The sequence below is a fragment of the Pedobacter ghigonis genome (genome assembly GCF_903166585.1).
In the GTDB taxonomy this organism is placed as follows: domain Bacteria; phylum Bacteroidota; class Bacteroidia; order Sphingobacteriales; family Sphingobacteriaceae; genus Pedobacter; species Pedobacter ghigonis.
Genome location: NZ_CAESCM010000015.1, coordinates 12,100 through 30,133, shown reverse-complemented (window position 1 = coordinate 30,133; position 18,034 = coordinate 12,100). Strand labels below are relative to the sequence as shown.

Sequence of the window (18,034 nt, the reverse complement as noted above, 5' to 3'; positions counted from 1 at the left end):
AGTTGGGAGTCCTAAGTCCAGAGTCTAAAATGGGGAGAAAGCTAAAATAGATTAATATAAATAGTTGAGGGGGGGGGTACAACATTCAATCTTAAAACATTAAAACGATTACAACAATAACAAATATAATGGAAACACAAACATTTGCAGAAAAGATAGCCAAGGCACAAGATTTCCTGCCAATAAATGGAACTGATTACATCGAATTTTATGTGGGCAATGCCAAACAAGCTGCTCATTATTATAAAACAGCATTTGGTTTTCAGAGCCTGGCTTATGCCGGCCCCGAAACTGGTGTGCGCGACAGAGCATCGTATGTACTGCAGCAAGGAAAAATAAGGTTGATCTTAACCACCGCTTTAAAATCTGATCACCCGATATCTGAGCATGTAAAAAAACATGGCGATGGCGTAAAAATATTGGCACTTTGGGTTGATGATGCCTACAGTGCTTACGAAGAAACGACCAAACGCGGAGCTAAATCGTATATGGAGCCTAAAACTTTAACTGATGAGTATGGCGAAGTTAAAATGAGTGGCATTTATACTTACGGCGAAACGGTACACATGTTTATCGAGCGTAAAAATTATACCGGCACATTTATGCCTGGCTACAGAGTATGGGAAAGCGATTACCAACCTGCCGATGCCGGTCTTTTATACATCGACCATTGCGTGGGTAACGTAGGCTGGAACCGTATGAACGAAGCTGTAAAGTGGTACGAAGATGTGATGGGATTTGTAAATATTCTATCTTTCGATGATAAACAAATTAATACCGAATATTCGGCCCTGATGAGCAAGGTAATGAGCAACGGTAACGGTTTTTCTAAATTCCCGATTAATGAACCTGCCGAGGGCAAAAAGAAATCGCAGATTGAAGAATACCTGGAGTATTACGAAGGTGAAGGTGTTCAGCATATTGCGGTTGCCACAAAAGATATCGTTAAAACGGTTAAAGAACTTAAAGCACGTGGTGTGGAGTTTTTGAGTGCACCACCAGAAGCTTATTACGACATGATGCCGCAGCGTGTAGGTAAAATTGATGAAGAAATAGCCCTTTTAGAAAGCCTCGGTATTTTGGTTGATTGCGATGAAGAAGGCTATTTATTGCAAATTTTCACCAAACCGGTTGAAGACCGCCCAACCCTTTTCTTCGAGATTATTCAGCGTAAAGGTGCACAAAGCTTTGGTGCGGGTAACTTTAAAGCCCTTTTCGAATCGCTGGAGCGCGAACAGGAATTGAGGGGTAATTTGTAATCACGTTAGTAATTTACATAAAGAGACTGTTTCTTAAACATCGATTTTCAATCCTGAGGGTAATTTATTGGATAAAATCAATATTAGTGACAGCCCCTTCGGAGTCGTCATTGCAAGAAGGCTTTTTCAGCCGACGAAGCAATCTTACAACGATCGCTACTCAGCGAGCGCATTAAGATTGCTTCGTTCCTTACAATGACGATTGTTTTATATATCTTTCAATGACTGCTCGAAATGACGAAATCTTTTAAAAATTACGGATTAGGCAATCTGCATTCTGCAAAGTAGCTAAATTTGGTACTTACCGTCTGGCCATTCTTGATGGCAGCATTCCACTTCGGGCAATCTTTCATCGCATCCTTTGCAACTTCATCCAAACCAGCTCCTAACCCTCTTAATACCCTTACGTTCTTTACATTGCCATCATAATCTATTTTAAAGCTAAAATAAATTCTTCCTTCTACTTTATTTTTCAGGGCTTCGGCTGGGTACTTAATGGTTTTGTAGAAATACTCCTGAAGCGCCTGGTATCCGTCAGGAAAATTAGGTGGCGTATCTACTTCTTCAATCCCATACGTATTAATATCGGGTGCAGTTAGAGTACTGGGAGGACTTGATGTCATTATTGTCACACTAGGTAGTTTAACATAATCAGCAGGTATAATTGCCTTCTCATCAACTTCTGTGTTTGAACCATTTCCTATTATAAATCTAACACCAAGGCTATATTTTCCATTCATGGTTTTAGGGAGCTAGGTATATGTTGAAATCAGAGTTTTAACATTTTCACTCAGCCCGTCTAAATTCAAAGCGATTTCTACGTTTTGTATCTGGCCATGCTCTACTTTTAATAGAAAAATACTGGTGCCCTGTACATTCTGTAAGATTACTTTACCTGGATACTGTACGTTGGCGGCCATATATTTATAAAACCCCTTTAACTGAACGGCTGGCACTTTAGTTGTAGAATCTGCTGTATTTTGGGCAAAAGTTGGCAAGGTTGTAAACAGCAATAAGAATAATGTACTTAATGCAATGAGTTTGCGGTAATTCATATTTATATATTTAAGACGTAAATATATCATTTGATCCAATACCTGTTTAATTTTTTAATAAATTCTTGATTTACCAACTAAGGAGTTGAGATTCCCGCTTCCGTGGAAATGACGATCTACTAATTAACTCTTATATAAGCCCAATCAATAGCTTGTAACATCAATAATGCAATCCACCCGAGGCGGGCTTTCTTCACAAAAACTTCATAATTGAAGTGCACCTTTGAAATAACAAAACACGAAGCGATTTCTATTTTGTTAAATTCTAAAAACTCATAATTAGTTTTTTAGTTTTCCGGTTACCCTTATCTGATACCTCATGTATTGCAAAATACATGAGGTTTTTTTTTGTTTTAACTCCCTGATACCCGGCTACAAAATCTGCAATAGGTTTATTTGAAAAAAAGCGATAACTTACGGTTAGTTATCCTGTTTTAAAACAAATAATCTAAAATTATGCTCGCTAAAGAATTAGGAATATTCATGATCCTTTGTTATGGAGTGCTAAAAATGCCATTTCAGGAAATAAAGAGTCAACATGATCCGGTAATTAAAGATAAAATAGCTGCTCAAAAACCTAAATCCTCAAAACCAATGTCACACGATGTTACCAACAAGCAAAACCCGGTTTACCTTGAAGCGCTTAAATATACACATGGTAGCAATTCAACAACATTTGCCCAAATCACATTCAAAAACAGAACCAAAGAAATCATAACGTACATTTCCTTTTTGCTGGATGGTAATGTAGCCAAAGGATGCAATAAAGCTTACGAAATAAAGCGGAAGATTAAGCTTAAACCCAATCAATCCCTTACTATTTCCCAACGTTTAGCTCAGGATGACTGTGAAGTGCACGAGGTCAAAAATCTACGCATCCAATATGTCATGAATATTAACTTCACTCTTGACTGAAAGAGCTCTCCTGATCAAGTACATATTGATATCAAAAAGATATACCTTCATCGTCACCCTGAATTTATTTCAGGGTCTCTTGAATTGAAAAGATACTGATCCCAAATATTCGGGACAGCATGACTGTCTTCTAGTAAAAGGAATACCTACCTCGTCGCGGAGATTACAGTAAAAACTGTTACGTTGTACTTTCCTTAAGCATCTGGTACAGGTCGGTTGCAGCTCCATCAAACTTGGCTCCGTTTACATAAAATGACGGGGTTCCGTTTACACCGCTGCGTACACCACTGTCGAAATCATTTTCTACTTTCTCGCTCAGCGCATCAGAAGCACTGTCTTGCTGAAACTTTTCGAGGTCTAAACCGATTGTTTCGGCCAGTTCATCAAATAAATCGCCATTTAACCGGTACTGGTTTACGAAAAGGGCATCGTGCATTTCCCAGAACTTGCCCTGTAAACCAGCCGCTTCGGCTGCTAAGGCTGCAGGGAGGGCATACTGATGTGCGTTAGCCAGCGGAAAATGACGGAAGATAAATTTGATCTGGTGACCAAAAGCCTCTTCAATTTCTTTAAGAATAGGATATGCATTTCCACAATAAGGGCATTGGTAATCGCCAAATTCTACAATGGTAACAGTTGCGGTATCATCGCCCTGAATATGATCGTTGCTGTTAACTTCGGGTTTTAATGTGCTCATAATTATTGCTGATCAAGTTTTTCCAATGCCTCCAATATCCCATCAGCGCCAGGGTTAACCGCAATGGGCGATAAATAGCTCCAGGCAATTTTGCCTTCCTTATCAATTACAAAAAGCGCCCTTTCACTTGTTCCGGTTTTTTCGTCGTAAACTCCATAGGATTTAGAAACAGCACCTTTGGGTTCAAAATCGGCCAGTAAAGAAAAATGCAACTTACGGTTTTCTTCGAAGGCCAGATGACACCAGGTACTATCAACCGATATACCGAAAATCTGCGCATCGTGTTTAGTAAAGTATTTGAGCATTTCGTTGTAAAGCGCCATTTGATCGCTGCAAACCGGGCTCCAATCGGCCGGATAAAAGGCCAGGATTACATTTTTGCCTTTAAAATCTTTGAGTTTTATTTTTTGATCGGGCGTAGCATTCAATTCAAAATCGGGGGCTATGGTGCCTTTTTCTAACATATTATGGAGTTTAAATTTAAATCAGGGATGTATATTTAACAACATTGCATAACTGTTGTTTGCGTAAATCGGCTAAGTTACCCCAACTTTTGCCGTTTAATGAGGTAAGCCTGTAATACCGGATAAAACCCTTCGTTCATATCGGCATCAATCAAGTCAATTTTATATTGGGCACATTTTAAAGCAATTTGCTGACGATAACTAGCCACCGCAGCAGTGTAATTTTCTTTAACCTGATTGGTATGCACTTTAATGGTTTCGCCGGTTTCCATATCAATAAACTGGTAAGGGCGGTTTTCGAACTCAAAATTGACTTCTTTGGTTTTATCAACCACATTGAAAACCACCACTTCATGCTTGTTAAACTTAAGGTGTTGCAAAGCATCGAAAAACTCATCCGTTTTGCCGGTACTGGTTTCGGTATTAAACAAATCGCTGAAAATGACCACCAGCGAACGTTTGTGAATCAATTCGGCAACCTGGTGCAACGACTCACTTAAATTGGTTCTGGCATTTACTTTAGGCTCTTGCAGCAGCTCTTCTAACTGGGCAAATAAAAATTTCTGATGTACGGTAGTCGATTTAGAAGGCGAATTTAGTAAGATCTCGTCGGTAAACAGGCTCAAACCAAAAGCATCGCGTTGCTTTTTTAACAGGTACATTAACGATGCAGTAGCCTGTATAGCAAAAAACAGTTTGTTGTTTTTAGGTTCCGGAAAGTACATCGACGAGGAAGCATCGATTACAAACTGGCAACGCAGATTGGTTTCTTCTTCGAAACGTTTGCTGTAAAGTTTATCAGTTTTGGCATAGAGCTTCCAATCGATATTTTTTACATTATCGCCATTGTTATACTGGCGGTGCTCGGCAAACTCGACCGAAAAACCATGAAAGGGACTTTTATGCAAACCGGTAATAAAGCCTTCTACTACTTGCCGGGCAAGTAATTCTAAATTACCATAGCTTGTTTCGTTTTCGTAGTTTACTGCCTGCATAGCGTAAAGCTAATAAAAGATTTATAAAAAAGGGTTGCACTACCTTACCAAACCTCACAGGTTTTAAAAACCTGTGAGGTTTCCCTAAGAAAAAAAATACCCCGCAGGTTTTAAACCTGCGGGGCTGTATTGAAAAACAATTTCAGTTTATTTCTTCGCGATGCGATATAAATGCCCGTTATCGGTTACCGAATAAAGTGCGCCATCTTTTTCTACCATATCCCTAAAACGTTCGCCTTTACCTTCCAGTAACCGCTCTTCGCCAACAATTTTATCATTTTTAATTACCAAACGGATAATGTGCGAGCCACCGAGGCCACCCACAAATAAATTGCCTTTCCACTCGGCTATGCTGTTGCTGTTGTAAAAAGCAATACAACCCGGCGAAATACTCGGATTCCAGTAGTACACCGGTTGTTCCATGCCTTCTTTCTGCTGAATGCCATCTCCAACCTGCTTACCGCTGTATTCTGTTCCGTAAGTAATAACTGGCCAGCCATAATTTTTACCGGGTTTAATGATATTGACTTCATCGCCACCTTTCGGGCCAAATTCTGCTTCCCATAAATCGCCGGTTTGCGGATTAATCGCCAAACCATCAGGATTACGCAAGCCAAGTGCATAAATTTCGGGGCGGGCATCGGCCTTACCTGCAAATGGACCGTTGGCAACAGCCTTACCATCGGTAGTAAGGTGTAAAATTTTACCCAGCGAAGAATTTAAATACTGCGCCTGCATACGGATATCGCTTCCTGAACGCTCTCCTGTACTCACAAATAAATTGCCGTTTTTGTCAAAAACAATACGCGATCCGTATTGCAGTTTACCGTTATACGCTGGGGTAGCACGGTAAATAATCGTTTGGTTTTCTATTGCAGTTTCACCTGCAGCCAATTTACCCTTAGCAATTGCGAGTAAAACACCTTTATCCTGTGGTTCTGAATAAGCCCAGTAAACCATCCTGTTTTTGGCGAAATTCGGATCTAAAGTTACATCGAGCAAACCACCCTGGCCAGATGGATCTACTTTTGGCAAGCCGGTAATCTTCTTGCTTAATTTTCCATCGGCATTTAAAATAACCATGGTACCCTGCTTTTGGGTAATTAAAAACCTGCCATCCGGAAGCACCGATATAGCCCATGGGTTTTCTAATTTTTCGTTGATAACCGAAACATCCAGGGCCGTTTTGGTTTTTACACCAGCAATTCTGGTTTGCCCTGCAAAGGCTGGCTTATAATCAGCCGAAGGTGAATTGGTTTCAACCGGATTTTGTGCCGAAACGCAGGCCATATTTATACAGTTTAGTGCTAAACCGGTTAATATAACACCTAAAGTTTTGTTATTTATTAAATTAATAGACATGACTGTTAGTTTTTTATTAAAGAAACAAAAATAAGTCTGGATAAAAAAACCCAAATCCATTAATTGGATCTGGGTTTTAAATATGTTACAAGCCCGGAGGCTCTGTTATTTCTGTTTTAGCTTAAACTAAGCCAGTTGCTTGTTTAATTTTTCGGCTAATACTGATTTTGGAACAGCACCAACTTGTTTGTCTACCACTTCGCCACCTTTAAAGTATAATAAAGCAGGAATGTTACGGATACCAAACTGCATTGAAATTTGAGGGTTGTTATCAACGTTTACTTTTCCAACTACCGCTTTACCATCATATTCTTTAGCGATCTCTTCTACTACTGGACCAACCATGCGACAAGGGCCACACCATTCTGCCCAAAAATCTACTAATACGGGTTTATCTGATTTTAATACAAGCTCCTCGAAGTTTGCATCTGTGATTTCTAATGCCATAATTATTTTTTTTATGTTCAAATATATGTATTCAATTGTAATGCCACCAATTCTGTAATGCCAATTTGACATTATTTTGGTAAAAGCGCAAAGCGGGCTTCGCAGAGCGCATAGCGTTTGATAAGCCTAAACGCTGAGCGCTAAACGCTAAACGCTAGTTTAACTTGTAATTAACAACATTTAAGCCCAGTAATTGTTCCAGGAACTTGTTGTTCGGGTTTATTTTAAGACTTTTTGAGCTAAGATCTAACATAATCTGTTTTTCGCTATCAAAAACGGCAAAGTTAAGTTGGCAGTTTTGCTGCTCAGAGTTTGCCTTATTGTCTGCTAGTATCGCTTCAATTTCGCGCATCAGCTGATCGTTTACCCGCTCAATCGGTACTTGTATGGTTAAACTTTTGGCCAGTTTATCCCGCAGTTCCGACATTAAATTAATCGAGGTAATCTTAAATTCCCAATCGCCGGCCTTGCCGAAACGTTCGCCTACCCTACCCCTGATCTGCAAAAAGTACCCTTCGGTTAAAAACGATTTAAACTTTAGGAAATCTTCGCCAAACAGCGCCATTTCTGAAGCATCGTCGTAATCTTCGAAAACGAAGGTACCAAAGGGTTTACCGGTTTTAGTAATGCGTTGAGATGCCGTTACCACTAAACCACCCACACAAAGCTCGCGGTTTTTCAGTTTATCAAATTCGGCCAGCACCTCTTCATTGCTATCGCCCATACGCACCTTGTTAATAATACTTAACTGCTTAACGTTATGGGTACAGAATTTATCGAGTTCTAACTTATAATTATCCAGCGGGTGCCCTGAAAGGAAAATCCCGATGGCATCTTTTTCATACTTCAGCCTGTCCATCAATGCCCATTCAGGCGAAACGGGTAACGAAGGTTCTAAAATCAGATCGGCCTTCGAACCACCAAATAAAGAGGCCTGCGAAGTACTCTCATTGTTCTGAAAATCGTTGGCGAACTTGATGATCTTCTCGATGCCGTTCATTTTATCGTGCGGCCCAATATAAAAATACTGCGCCCTATGCCCGCCAAAAGCATCGAAAGCACCGCTATACACAAAACTCTCGTAAGCTTTTTTATTTACAATACGGGTATTGGAGCGTTTGGCAAAATCGTACACACTGGCATAGGGTCCGTTTGCCGACCGCTCTTCAATGATACTTTCTACCGCTTTTTCTCCTACTCCTTTTACCGCCGACATACCGAAACGCACTTCGCCTTTGGCATTTACCGAGAATTTAAGGTCAGATTCGTTCACATCAGGTCCCAATACGGTAACACTCATCTGGCGACATTCTTCCATAAAGAAAGCCACCTGTTTAATATCGCTCATGTTATTGGACAGTACCGCAGCCATATACTCTGCCGGATAATGCGCCTTTAAATAAGCAGTTTGATAAGCAATCCAGGCGTAACAGGTAGAGTGCGATTTGTTAAAAGCGTAGGATGCAAACGCCTCCCAGTCTTTCCAGATTTTCTCTAAAACGGTGGCATCGTGGCCTTTTTCCGAAGCTTGTTTTACAAACTTAGGTTTCATTTTATCGAGTACTTCTTTCTGTTTCTTACCCATCGCCTTACGCAAAACGTCGGCCTCACCTTTGGTAAAGCCAGCCAGCTTTTGCGATAAAAGCATTACCTGCTCCTGGTAAACAGTAATTCCGTAAGTTTCCTTTAAATATTCCTCACAGGCATCTAAATCGTATTTAATTTCTTCCTCACCATTTTTACGGCGAACGAAACTCGGAATGTACTCCATTGGTCCCGGGCGGTATAAAGCGTTCATGGCAATTAAATCGTCGAACACCGTAGGCTTAAGTTCCTTCATGTACTTCTGCATACCCGGACTCTCGTACTGGAAAATACCAATGGTTTCGCCACGCTGGAAAAGCTCGTATGTCATTACATCATCAATCGGGAAATTATCGGGATTGAGATCAATCTGGTGTCTTTTCTTAACCAGTTTAACCGTATCTTTTATCAGGGTTAATGTTTTTAACCCCAGGAAGTCCATTTTTAATAACCCGGCGCTCTCTACAACCGAGTTATCGAACTGGGTAACATATAAATCAGAATCTTTAGCAACCGAAACGGGAACGAAATTGGTAATATCGCTCGGTGTAATAATTACCCCACAGGCGTGAATACCCGTGTTCCGCAACGATCCTTCTAAAACCTGTGCCTGCTGAATGGTTTCGGCACTTAAATCTTTCAGGCTGCCCAGGTTTTTAAGCTCTACTACCTTTTCGTACTCATCAGGACGTAAAGCATCTTTTAAACTCTTTTCGTCGAGGGTAAAGATTTTGGCCAGCTTCATGTTCGGAATCAGCTTGGCAATTTTATCGGCCTCAAACAAAGGTAAATCCAATACACGTGCCGTATCGCGGATTGATGATTTGGCAGCCATAGTACCGTAAGTAATAATCTGCGCTACCTGGTTGGCACCGTATTTATTAATTACATAATCCATTACACGGCCACGGCCCTCATCATCAAAATCGATATCGATATCGGGCATGGATACACGATCGGGATTTAAGAAACGCTCAAAAAGGAGATCGTATTTAATCGGATCGATATTGGTGATACCCAAACAATATGCTACGGCAGAACCAGCTGCCGATCCCCTGCCCGGACCAACTGATACATCGAGGTTACGTGCTTCGGCAATAAAATCCTGTACAATCAAAAAGTAACCCGGATAACCGGTTTTTTCGATGGTGGCCAGCTCAAAATCCAAACGTTCGGTTACATCATCGGTTAAGGTTCCGTAACGGCGTTTGGCACCTTCGTAGGTTAAATGTCTCAGGTATTTGTTCTCGCCCCTTTTTCCGCCATCCGTTTCATCTTCGGCTACTAAAAACTCTTCCGAAATATCGAATTTAGGTAAGAGTACTTCGCGGGCAAGCTTGTAGATCTCGATTTTATCGATAATCTCTTTAATGTTTAAAATTGCTTCCGGTAAATCGGTGAAAAGCGCTTTCATTTCATCGGCCGACTTGAAGTAATATTCCTGATTGGGTAAACCATAACGGTACCCGCGACCACGGCCTATCGGCGTTGCCTGCTTTTCGCCATCTTTTACACAGAGTAAAATATCGTGCGCATTGGCATCTTTTTTATTTACGTAATAAGTATTGTTAGTGGCTACCAGCTTAACCGCATGTTTACGGGCCAGGGCCACCAGCGTTTCGTTTACCCGGTCTTCATCTTCCTGGTTGTGGCGCATTACCTCCAGATAGAAATCGTCGCCAAACATTCCCTTCCACCAAATCAGTGCTTCTTCGGCCTGGCTTTCGCCCATGTTCAGGATTTTGTTCGAAATCTCTCCGCCCAGGTTACCCGATAATACAATAATATCATCCTTGTATTGTTCAATAACCTGCCTGTCGATACGGGGCACATAATAAAACCCTTTGGTGTAGGCTATAGACGACATTTTGGCCAGGTTGTGGTAGCCTTTTTTATTCTTCGCCAGCAATACCATCTGGTAGCCATTGTCTTTTGCAGTACGATCTAAATGATTGTTACAAACAAAAAACTCTACGCCCACAATGGGTGTCATTACCACCTCTGTAGGGCGTTCGCCGGCTTCTATTGCCGCAGCATTTTTGGCTTCGGCAGCTTTATTGTGGTTAAGTACGTTGTTTACAAAGTGAAAAGCCCCCATCATATTCGCATGATCGGTCATGGCTACAGCAGGCATTTTTTGCGCAGCAGCAGCTTTTACCAAATCGGAAACACTAATGGTACTTTGCAATACTGAAAATTGCGTATGGTTGTGTAAATGCACAAAAGTTGCAGCGGCAAGCTCCTGCCGGTTACCGGCGAGCTCTTGTTTAGAAATACCGCCACCTTCAGCTTTTTGAATGCGTTTGCGGATTTCGTCAGATGCAGCTTTTAAATTGATGTGTGTTAAACCAACACCTTCAATTAAGCCAGGATTTACTTCCCTGAAACGCGAAAAGTACTCAACATCAACCTGTAATTCTTCTTTTTTAAAAACCTCTCTTTTTACCAGCTCCAGGAAACAGCGCGTGGTGGCCTCAACGTCGGCAGTAGCATTGTGTGCTTCACTAAAGGGAACGCCAAATAAATAAGAGTGCAGCTCGGTTAGGGTTGGCAGCTTAAACCTACCCCCTCTACCTCCGGGCAATTGTAAAAGCTGTGCGGTAACTTCGGTACAGGTATCTAACACCGGCATTTCGGCCATGCGGTTGGCTACACCAAAACGGTGAAACTCGCAGCCCATAATGTTTACATCGAAGCCCACGTTTTGGCCTACTATAAATTTGGCTTTGTTTAGTACCTCGTTAAACTTCGCCAGCATTTCGTCAAAGCCAATACCCTGCTCTGCAGCCAACTCAGTAGAAATACCGTGGATTCTTTCTGCATCGTACGGAATATTAAACCCCTCTGGTTTAACCAGATAATCCTGATGTTCAACCAATCTCCCCATCTCATCGTGCAGCTGCCAGGCAATCTGAATACAACGTGGCCAGTTATCCGTATCGGTAATGGGTGCATTGTAATTACGTGGCAAACCAGTGGTTTCGGTATCAAAAATTAAATACATATAGTGCGGTAAAGAATTAGCCGTTTAGGAATAATAACGGTTCTTCAAAAATAAGGATTTTGAGGGTTGAAGTTGTCAGCAAATTATCAACAAAAAATGACGAGCAAACCTTTCAATAAACCTATAAGGTTTTAAAAACCTTATAGGTTTAGCCAAAATGCTCCTGACTCACCAGTTTACTCACTTCATAACCTTTCTGCCTGCATCTTTCAATAATATGCACCAGTAAATCAGCCTCCATTTTGGGTTCGCGGGCCATAATAAAGAGGTACTTTTCGTCAGGATGCCCCACTACCACGTAACTGTAATCGGCGGCCAGTTCTATAATCCAGTAGCCGATTTTAAAAGGCCATAAAAACTGGGCTTTCATATCGCCATCGTGTTTCTCTTCATTAAAAAACAGCTTCGACCTGATTGATTTTTCTTCAGGTTTACCCGCTTTGTGGTAAGTGGTATACACATCAAAATGGTCATTATCGGCCAAAGTATAGGTTTCGGTTGTCTGTTTCCAATGTTTATCCAACAAAGTTGGGATCGAATACAGGGAATACCATTTGCCGGCAAAGGCTTTATAATCGAGGTCTGCAATAGGTTTATTTTCCATGACAATAGGCTTTAATCAATAACCATCAGATTAGAAATAAAGTTTTAATGATCACCGCTCAATGTTTCCCATCCTTTATGAGTTGCAACTCCCGCCAGTATCGATTGCTAACCTGCCACTGTCAATCGCGAACTCACCGCTATTAATTGCTAACGTACCACCATCAATTGCTAACCCTCCATCATCAATTGTTAGCCTGCCACTACCAATTGCTAAGCCAACACCATCAATTGTTAGCCTGCTACTATAAATTGCTTACCCACCACTACCAATTGCTACCCCGACACCATCAATTGTTAGCCTGTCACTATCAATTGTGAGCCTTTTAGTATCGATTGCACACTTATCAGTCTATAAAGTTTTCAAAAGCATTTTTAAACCTTATATTTATTTATACCTTCGATTGATATTTATACAGCAAACCATAAAATTTTAGATATATGAAAGTAACGGTTGTAGGAGCAGGCGCAGTTGGCGCAACTTGTGCAGATAACATTGCACGAAAAGAACTGGCGAACGAGCTTGTATTATTAGATATTAAAGAAGGTTTCGCCGAAGGTAAAGCCATTGATATGATGCAAACCGCAACCCTTTTGGGTTACGATACCAAAATTACCGGCGTAACGGGCGATTACAGTAAAACCGAAGGTTCGGATGTGGTGGTAATTACCTCTGGTTTGCCACGTAAACCGGGTATGACGCGTGAAGAACTGATTGGCATTAATGCCGGTATTGTAAAAGGCGTTGCAGAAAATATATTAAAATTCTCTCCGGAGGCGATCATTATTGTGATCAGCAACCCAATGGATACCATGACTTATTTAGCCCTGAAATCGTTAGGTCTGCCTAAAAACCGCATCATTGGCATGGGTGGCACCTTAGATAGCTCGCGATTTAAGTTTTATTTATCGCAGGCTTTAAACTGCAACCCGAACGATTTACAAGGCTTTGTAATTGGCGGTCATGGCGATACTACCATGATTCCATTAACACGCCTCGCCACTTACCAAAGTTTACCGGTAACCAATTTGCTTGACAAAGCCACTTTAGATAAGGTTGCTGCCGATACAATGGTTGGCGGTGCAACCCTAACAGGCCTGATTGGAACTTCGGCCTGGTACGCACCCGGTGCAGCCGGTGCCGCTTTGGTTGAAGCCATTTTACGCGACGAGAAAAAATTGTTTACCTGCTGCGTTTCTTTAGAAGGCGAATACGGTCAGGATGATATCTGTTTAGGTGTACCGGTAATTGTTGGCCGCAGCGGCTGGGAAAAAATTATCGACTTTAAACTAACCGAGGATGAACAGTCAGCATTTAACAAAAGTGCCGATGCCGTTAGAAATATGAACAGCGTACTGGCTGAAATGAAATTGGTATAAATTTACATGTCATGCTGAGGTACGAAGCATCTGCAACCAATGAAACAGATGCTTCGTATCTCAGCATTACAGCTTGAAAATCAATGAGATCAATTTCAATACCGCTTCAACTGATTAACCTGCAAGACGATGGCTTTCACCTGTTGGTAGAAGTTGTTGTTTTTAAAGATACCCATTTAGTCGTACTCGATACAGGAGCATCGCGCAGCGTGTTTGATAAAGCCCTAATCGAGAAACACCTGGCCGCAACCCTTCAGGTATCTGAAGAAATTAACGCAGCCACCCTTTTTACCACAACCACTACCATACAGGCAACAATCCCTGAGCTAAAAATCGGTTCGTTAAAAATCAAAAACTACGAAACCGTTGCTTTCGACCTCCAATCGGTGAGCGATACTTACCAGCAGTTTGGCCACCCTCCTATTTCTGGCATTATTGGGGGCGATATTTTAATGCAGCATAAAGCCGTTATCGATTACAACAAAATGATTTTAAGGCTGTATAAATAAAGATTATTTCTTTTTATGACCCTAATCATTTTTTACAGTTCATTTTAGGTGATATTTGTATCAAATGAAGAAGTTAATCGCATGTTTTTGCCTCATTTTCTGGGCAGGATTAATTGCCGGGATCAGTTTTTTAGAAGCACCACTTAAGTTTCTGGCTCCAGGCATTACCATTCCATTGGGTTTGGGCATTGGACAGCTGGTTTTTCAGGCACTCAACAAAATCGAAATTGCCCTGTTAGCCATTGTTTTAATTTGTTCCTTTCCGGCACCTTTCAAAAACATAAAAAGTAAGCTACTTGTTATACTTACGGCTATCTTACTGGCCGATACTTTTTGGCTGTTGCCATTATTAGATGAAAGGGCAAAACTGGTACTGGCAGGAATGCCTCCCCCAGCAAGCCATCATCATATTTTGTATATCATCATCGAAAGCATCAAACTTTTATTACTCATTGTACTTGGATGCTTAAACCTAAACTCACTGCGCTATGAAAAACGATATTAACAACAGGGAAGACATTATCCTTTTGGTCGATAGTTTTTACCAAAAGGTACAGCTGAATGATAAAATCGGACCAATATTTACCCAGATAGCGAAGGTAGACTGGCAGCATCACCTGCCCAAAATGCACGATTTTTGGGAAAGTATCCTTTTTGGCAAAGCCATTTACAAAGGCAACCCCATGCTTACCCATTTTGCCATCAACGATAAAGCACCTTTGCAAACAGCAGAGTTCGATACCTGGAAAAACCTCTTTTACCAAACTGTTGATGACTTATTTGCTGGCCCAAATACCGAAACCATTAAACAAAAGGCGCAGTCTATTGCCGATTTAATGCATTTTAAATTAAATGCACCACCATCAAAAATCAAAATCGTTTAAACAAATTTTGTTTTGATTTATACTGGTTTCTTTATAAATTTAAGTTAACCAAAACAATCAAATATGAAATTTCTTAGAATCTTAGTAGGTATCATTGTCGTACTGGCAATTATATTTGTTATAGGCGGACTGGTATTACCAAAAACCTATTCAGTTAGTCGCAGCACTGTAATTAACGCTCCTGATAGTGTTATTTATAAAAACATTGCCGATTTCAAAGAATTCTACAAATGGAATCCATGGGCTAAAATGGAACCAAGTGCCAAAACAACTTACGCTGGCACGCCTGCTCAACCTGGCCACGTGTACGCCTGGGAAGGTAAAGAAACCGGACAGGGATCGATGACTATATTAACAGCAAAACCAAGTACCAACGTAGACATTGAGCTTAAATTCATTAAACCCTTCGAAAGTTTAGCAGACACTAAATTCGATATTCAGCCTGATGGCGCCGGCCAGAAAGTAACCTGGACCATGAGTGGCGAAAACAATATGATTTCGAAATGGATGTGCGTTTTTGTAAGCATGGATAAAATGATCGGCAAAGATTTTGAAGATGGCTTAAAATCGCTGAAAGAAAAATCGGAAAAAGGAAGCTAATTTTAGCTAACACCAATTATAGAGGCTTCTCAATTAAAATTGAGGAGCCTTCTTTTTGTTTAGCCCAAAAAAAATCAAACAATTGTGTCGGTTTGGCGTTAAAAAAGCATTAAAAAACAACTTCTGGTGCTAAATATTTTGTATTTCGCTATTTTTTAGATTATTTGCTGCTTAAATGAACTTACTACTAGTAGAAGATGAACCGAGTGTGGTTTCTGTGGTATCGAGAGGTCTTACGGAAGAAGGCTTCACGGTTAGTATTGCCCCCGATGGCTTAATCGGGAAACAGATGGCCGCAGAACATAATTTCGATCTGATCATTCTCGACATCATGCTACCAGGGATAAACGGTCTGGAGCTCTGCAAAATCATTAAAACGCAGAAACCCCAAACCCCGATCATTATGCTTACGGCATTGGGCACTACCGAAAATGTAGTAAACGGACTCGACAATGGTGCCGACGATTACTTGATTAAACCCTTTAAATTTGCCGAGCTTTTTGCAAGGATAAGGATGCTGCTGAGAAGATACAGCGGCATTACTACCCAGGATCAGATCATTAACATTGCCGATCTGCAAATTAACCTGAGCGCAAAAACAGTAAAACGCAACCAGCAGGAAATTGTACTCACTGCAACAGAATACCGCCTCCTAGAATACCTGGCCAAAAATAAATCGAAAATTTTATCGCGGATTGATATATTAGAGAATGTTTGGGATATAGACTTTAACCTGGGCACCAACGTAGTTGATGTTTACGTAAATTACCTCCGCAAAAAAATAGATAAAAACGCCGGTGAGAAACTCATCCACACGGCCGTAGGTCTCGGCTATGTGTTAAAAGAAAAATAAATGCAGATTGCTAAAAAAATCACTTTACTCTTTGCCATTCTTTCGGCTGTTATTATTTCCCTGTTAAGTGGTTTTGTATGGTATTTTTCCAATGAGTTTGCTTTCGAAGATTTCTACAAACGTTTAGAGGCCAGGGTTAAAATTGCTGCGCAGATTAAACTCTATGAAGATGTTAACAATACTGCCTACGCCAAAATGCGTAACCAATACCTGGAGCGCTTACCCTCGGAAAAAGAATACATTATGCGGGCCGGAGAAGTTAAAGCACTCGACCGGAAGCTGCCGGCAAGCTTTTACAACCGGATAAAAACAGGTGCCATGGCCCGTTACCGGGTTGAAAACCATTTTTATGCCGGCAAATTCTTTAAAAATAAAAATAGTGGTTACATTGTTATTGTTTCGGCAAACGATCCGTTTGGCTTTCGTGAGTTGAAGGACCTGCAAAGAATCCTGATCATTGGCTTTTTCCTTTCTGTTATCTTATCATTTGTTGTAGGCTGGAAATTCTCCAACTACATGCTTATGCCACTGCGTAACATCATTAAAAGCGTAAAAAAAATCAAAGCCGAAAACCTGCACTTAAGGCTCGATGTTAAAGCAGGAAACGATGAAATGTCGCAACTGGCCCAAACTTTTAACAACATGCTTAACCGTTTGGAAACCGCTTTCGAAACCCAAAATAATTTTATCAGCAATGCTTCGCACGAATTGAGAACCCCTTTAACCATCATCAGTGGTGAAGTAGAGCTAGCCATGAAAACCATAAATGATGAGCAAAAACAAGGAAAGGCACTATCCAAAATCAAAGACGAAGCTGAACGGCTGGAGCATATTTTAACCAGTTTGCTTGGCCTGGCCCAATCAGGCTTTAACGGCAAGAACCAACCCTGGGAAGAAGTTAGAATGGACGAACTGCTCTGGGAAATTAAAGATTCGGTTAACCAGGTGCACCCCAACAGTAAAATCGAAATCGACTTTAGCAAACTCCCCGACGATGAAAACCTGCTTACTTTAAGGGCGAACAAAAACCTGATGAAACTGGCCTTAAACAACATTGTGAGTAATGCCTGCAAATACTCTAATGAAAAGCTGGTGAGCGTTAGTATTGAAAGCAATGCCAATACCCTTTCTATTGCCGTTACCGATAGAGGGATCGGGATTCCCCAAACCGATATTCAGCATATATTCGAGCCCTTTTACCGCGCATCAAACACCAACGATTTTAAAGGTTATGGCGTGGGACTTCCCCTTTCTTTAAATATTATCCGCCTGCACCGTGGCAGCATCGCCATCAAATCGCAGGAAGGCGTAGGTACTGAGATTAAGGTTTTGTTACCTGTTAAGATTTAGTTCGACGGTTCATTACCATAGCTTGATTGTTCATTGGTCAATAGTTCATTAGTTAATAGTTCATAGCCTAATC

18 protein-coding genes are annotated in these 18,034 nt (G+C 40.9%); 9 read left to right on the top strand and 9 right to left on the bottom strand.

What is annotated here, in order from left to right; all coding sequences use genetic code 11:
* Window positions 1-128 precede the first annotated feature (128 nt).
* On the top strand, window positions 129-1,259 hold the full coding sequence (gene hppD / locus HWV58_RS19245; RefSeq protein ID WP_175635652.1) for a 4-hydroxyphenylpyruvate dioxygenase: 1,131 nt from the start codon (window positions 129-131) through the stop codon (window positions 1,257-1,259).
* A gap of 254 nt (window positions 1,260-1,513) precedes the next feature.
* Here the strand turns inward: hppD and HWV58_RS19240 are convergent, their stop codons facing one another.
* Both HWV58_RS19240 and HWV58_RS19235 read right to left on the bottom strand, forming a co-directional pair.
* A complete protein-coding gene (locus HWV58_RS19240) occupies window positions 1,514-1,882 on the bottom strand; it encodes an energy transducer TonB (RefSeq protein ID WP_175635651.1) in 369 nt (122 codons plus the stop codon).
* A gap of 129 nt (window positions 1,883-2,011) precedes the next feature.
* Window positions 2,012-2,314, bottom strand: coding sequence for a hypothetical protein (locus HWV58_RS19235; RefSeq protein ID WP_175635650.1), 303 nt, complete (start codon window positions 2,312-2,314; stop codon window positions 2,012-2,014).
* 456 nt (window positions 2,315-2,770) lie between these two features.
* Between HWV58_RS19235 and HWV58_RS19230 the strand changes: the two genes are divergently transcribed.
* Window positions 2,771-3,229, top strand: coding sequence for a hypothetical protein (locus HWV58_RS19230; RefSeq protein WP_175635649.1), 459 nt, complete (start codon window positions 2,771-2,773; stop codon window positions 3,227-3,229).
* Window positions 3,230-3,407: 178 nt separating this feature from the next.
* Here the strand turns inward: HWV58_RS19230 and HWV58_RS19225 are convergent, their stop codons facing one another.
* From HWV58_RS19225 to HWV58_RS19195, 7 genes are all read right to left on the bottom strand, one after another.
* Window positions 3,408-3,926 (bottom strand): DsbA family protein, encoded by a 519-nt coding sequence (locus HWV58_RS19225; RefSeq protein ID WP_175635648.1) that lies wholly within the window; start codon window positions 3,924-3,926, stop codon window positions 3,408-3,410.
* Between the two features lie 2 nt (window positions 3,927-3,928).
* Window positions 3,929-4,390, bottom strand: coding sequence for a redoxin domain-containing protein (locus tag HWV58_RS19220; protein ID WP_175635647.1), 462 nt, complete (start codon window positions 4,388-4,390; stop codon window positions 3,929-3,931).
* 77 nt (window positions 4,391-4,467) lie between these two features.
* The gene (locus HWV58_RS19215; RefSeq protein ID WP_175635646.1) at window positions 4,468-5,385 is read right to left on the bottom strand and encodes a DUF58 domain-containing protein; all 918 of its coding nucleotides are present in this window, start codon (window positions 5,383-5,385) and stop codon (window positions 4,468-4,470) included.
* 147 nt (window positions 5,386-5,532) lie between these two features.
* Window positions 5,533-6,747, bottom strand: coding sequence for a PQQ-dependent sugar dehydrogenase (locus HWV58_RS19210; protein WP_175635645.1), 1,215 nt, complete (start codon window positions 6,745-6,747; stop codon window positions 5,533-5,535).
* Between the two features lie 126 nt (window positions 6,748-6,873).
* Window positions 6,874-7,194, bottom strand: a complete 321-nt coding sequence (gene trxA / locus HWV58_RS19205) for a thioredoxin (protein WP_039482143.1) — start codon at window positions 7,192-7,194, stop codon at window positions 6,874-6,876.
* 154 nt (window positions 7,195-7,348) lie between these two features.
* Complete coding sequence (gene dnaE, locus HWV58_RS19200) at window positions 7,349-11,782, bottom strand: DNA polymerase III subunit alpha (protein ID WP_175635644.1); 4,434 nt, start codon at window positions 11,780-11,782, stop codon at window positions 7,349-7,351.
* 148 nt (window positions 11,783-11,930) lie between these two features.
* Window positions 11,931-12,386: a lipocalin family protein gene (locus tag HWV58_RS19195; protein WP_175635643.1), complete on the bottom strand. Its 456-nt coding sequence runs from the start codon at window positions 12,384-12,386 to the stop codon at window positions 11,931-11,933.
* Between the two features lie 440 nt (window positions 12,387-12,826).
* On the opposite strand from HWV58_RS19195, the gene HWV58_RS19190 reads away from it, so the two are divergent.
* From HWV58_RS19190 to HWV58_RS19160, 7 genes are all read left to right on the top strand, one after another.
* Window positions 12,827-13,765, top strand: coding sequence for a malate dehydrogenase (locus HWV58_RS19190; RefSeq protein WP_175635642.1), 939 nt, complete (start codon window positions 12,827-12,829; stop codon window positions 13,763-13,765).
* Between the two features lie 83 nt (window positions 13,766-13,848).
* Complete coding sequence (locus HWV58_RS19185; RefSeq protein WP_175635641.1) at window positions 13,849-14,274, top strand: aspartyl protease family protein; 426 nt, start codon at window positions 13,849-13,851, stop codon at window positions 14,272-14,274.
* Between the two features lie 64 nt (window positions 14,275-14,338).
* Complete coding sequence (locus HWV58_RS19180) at window positions 14,339-14,779, top strand: hypothetical protein (RefSeq protein ID WP_175635640.1); 441 nt, start codon at window positions 14,339-14,341, stop codon at window positions 14,777-14,779.
* A complete protein-coding gene (locus HWV58_RS19175; protein WP_175635639.1) occupies window positions 14,763-15,158 on the top strand; it encodes a group III truncated hemoglobin in 396 nt (131 codons plus the stop codon). Before HWV58_RS19180 ends, HWV58_RS19175 begins: the two co-directional genes overlap by 17 nt.
* A gap of 63 nt (window positions 15,159-15,221) precedes the next feature.
* Window positions 15,222-15,758, top strand: a complete 537-nt coding sequence (locus HWV58_RS19170) for an SRPBCC family protein (RefSeq protein ID WP_175635638.1) — start codon at window positions 15,222-15,224, stop codon at window positions 15,756-15,758.
* A gap of 175 nt (window positions 15,759-15,933) precedes the next feature.
* Window positions 15,934-16,611 (top strand): response regulator transcription factor, encoded by a 678-nt coding sequence (locus HWV58_RS19165; RefSeq protein ID WP_175635637.1) that lies wholly within the window; start codon window positions 15,934-15,936, stop codon window positions 16,609-16,611.
* Complete coding sequence (locus HWV58_RS19160; RefSeq protein WP_175635636.1) at window positions 16,612-17,961, top strand: sensor histidine kinase; 1,350 nt, start codon at window positions 16,612-16,614, stop codon at window positions 17,959-17,961. It begins immediately after the preceding gene.
* Window positions 17,962-18,034 lie beyond the last annotated feature (73 nt).

Coding starts and splice junctions, on each gene's coding strand:
- trxA (WP_039482143.1), bottom strand. CDS start 7,194: ATGGCATTAGAAATCACAGATGCAAACTTCGAGGAGCTTGTATTAAAA.
- HWV58_RS19235 (WP_175635650.1), bottom strand. CDS start 2,314: ATGAATTACCGCAAACTCATTGCATTAAGTACATTATTCTTATTGCTG.
- HWV58_RS19215 (WP_175635646.1), bottom strand. CDS start 5,385: ATGCAGGCAGTAAACTACGAAAACGAAACAAGCTATGGTAATTTAGAA.
- HWV58_RS19165 (WP_175635637.1), top strand. CDS start 15,934: ATGAACTTACTACTAGTAGAAGATGAACCGAGTGTGGTTTCTGTGGTA.
- HWV58_RS19230 (WP_175635649.1), top strand. CDS start 2,771: ATGCTCGCTAAAGAATTAGGAATATTCATGATCCTTTGTTATGGAGTG.
- dnaE (WP_175635644.1), bottom strand. CDS start 11,782: ATGTATTTAATTTTTGATACCGAAACCACTGGTTTGCCACGTAATTAC.
- hppD (WP_175635652.1), top strand. CDS start 129: ATGGAAACACAAACATTTGCAGAAAAGATAGCCAAGGCACAAGATTTC.
- HWV58_RS19175 (WP_175635639.1), top strand. CDS start 14,763: ATGAAAAACGATATTAACAACAGGGAAGACATTATCCTTTTGGTCGAT.
- HWV58_RS19240 (WP_175635651.1), bottom strand. CDS start 1,882: ATGACATCAAGTCCTCCCAGTACTCTAACTGCACCCGATATTAATACG.
- HWV58_RS19210 (WP_175635645.1), bottom strand. CDS start 6,747: ATGTCTATTAATTTAATAAATAACAAAACTTTAGGTGTTATATTAACC.
- HWV58_RS19190 (WP_175635642.1), top strand. CDS start 12,827: ATGAAAGTAACGGTTGTAGGAGCAGGCGCAGTTGGCGCAACTTGTGCA.
- HWV58_RS19195 (WP_175635643.1), bottom strand. CDS start 12,386: ATGGAAAATAAACCTATTGCAGACCTCGATTATAAAGCCTTTGCCGGC.
- HWV58_RS19225 (WP_175635648.1), bottom strand. CDS start 3,926: ATGAGCACATTAAAACCCGAAGTTAACAGCAACGATCATATTCAGGGC.
- HWV58_RS19220 (WP_175635647.1), bottom strand. CDS start 4,390: ATGTTAGAAAAAGGCACCATAGCCCCCGATTTTGAATTGAATGCTACG.
- HWV58_RS19160 (WP_175635636.1), top strand. CDS start 16,612: ATGCAGATTGCTAAAAAAATCACTTTACTCTTTGCCATTCTTTCGGCT.
- HWV58_RS19170 (WP_175635638.1), top strand. CDS start 15,222: ATGAAATTTCTTAGAATCTTAGTAGGTATCATTGTCGTACTGGCAATT.
- HWV58_RS19185 (WP_175635641.1), top strand. CDS start 13,849: ATGAGATCAATTTCAATACCGCTTCAACTGATTAACCTGCAAGACGAT.
- HWV58_RS19180 (WP_175635640.1), top strand. CDS start 14,339: ATGAAGAAGTTAATCGCATGTTTTTGCCTCATTTTCTGGGCAGGATTA.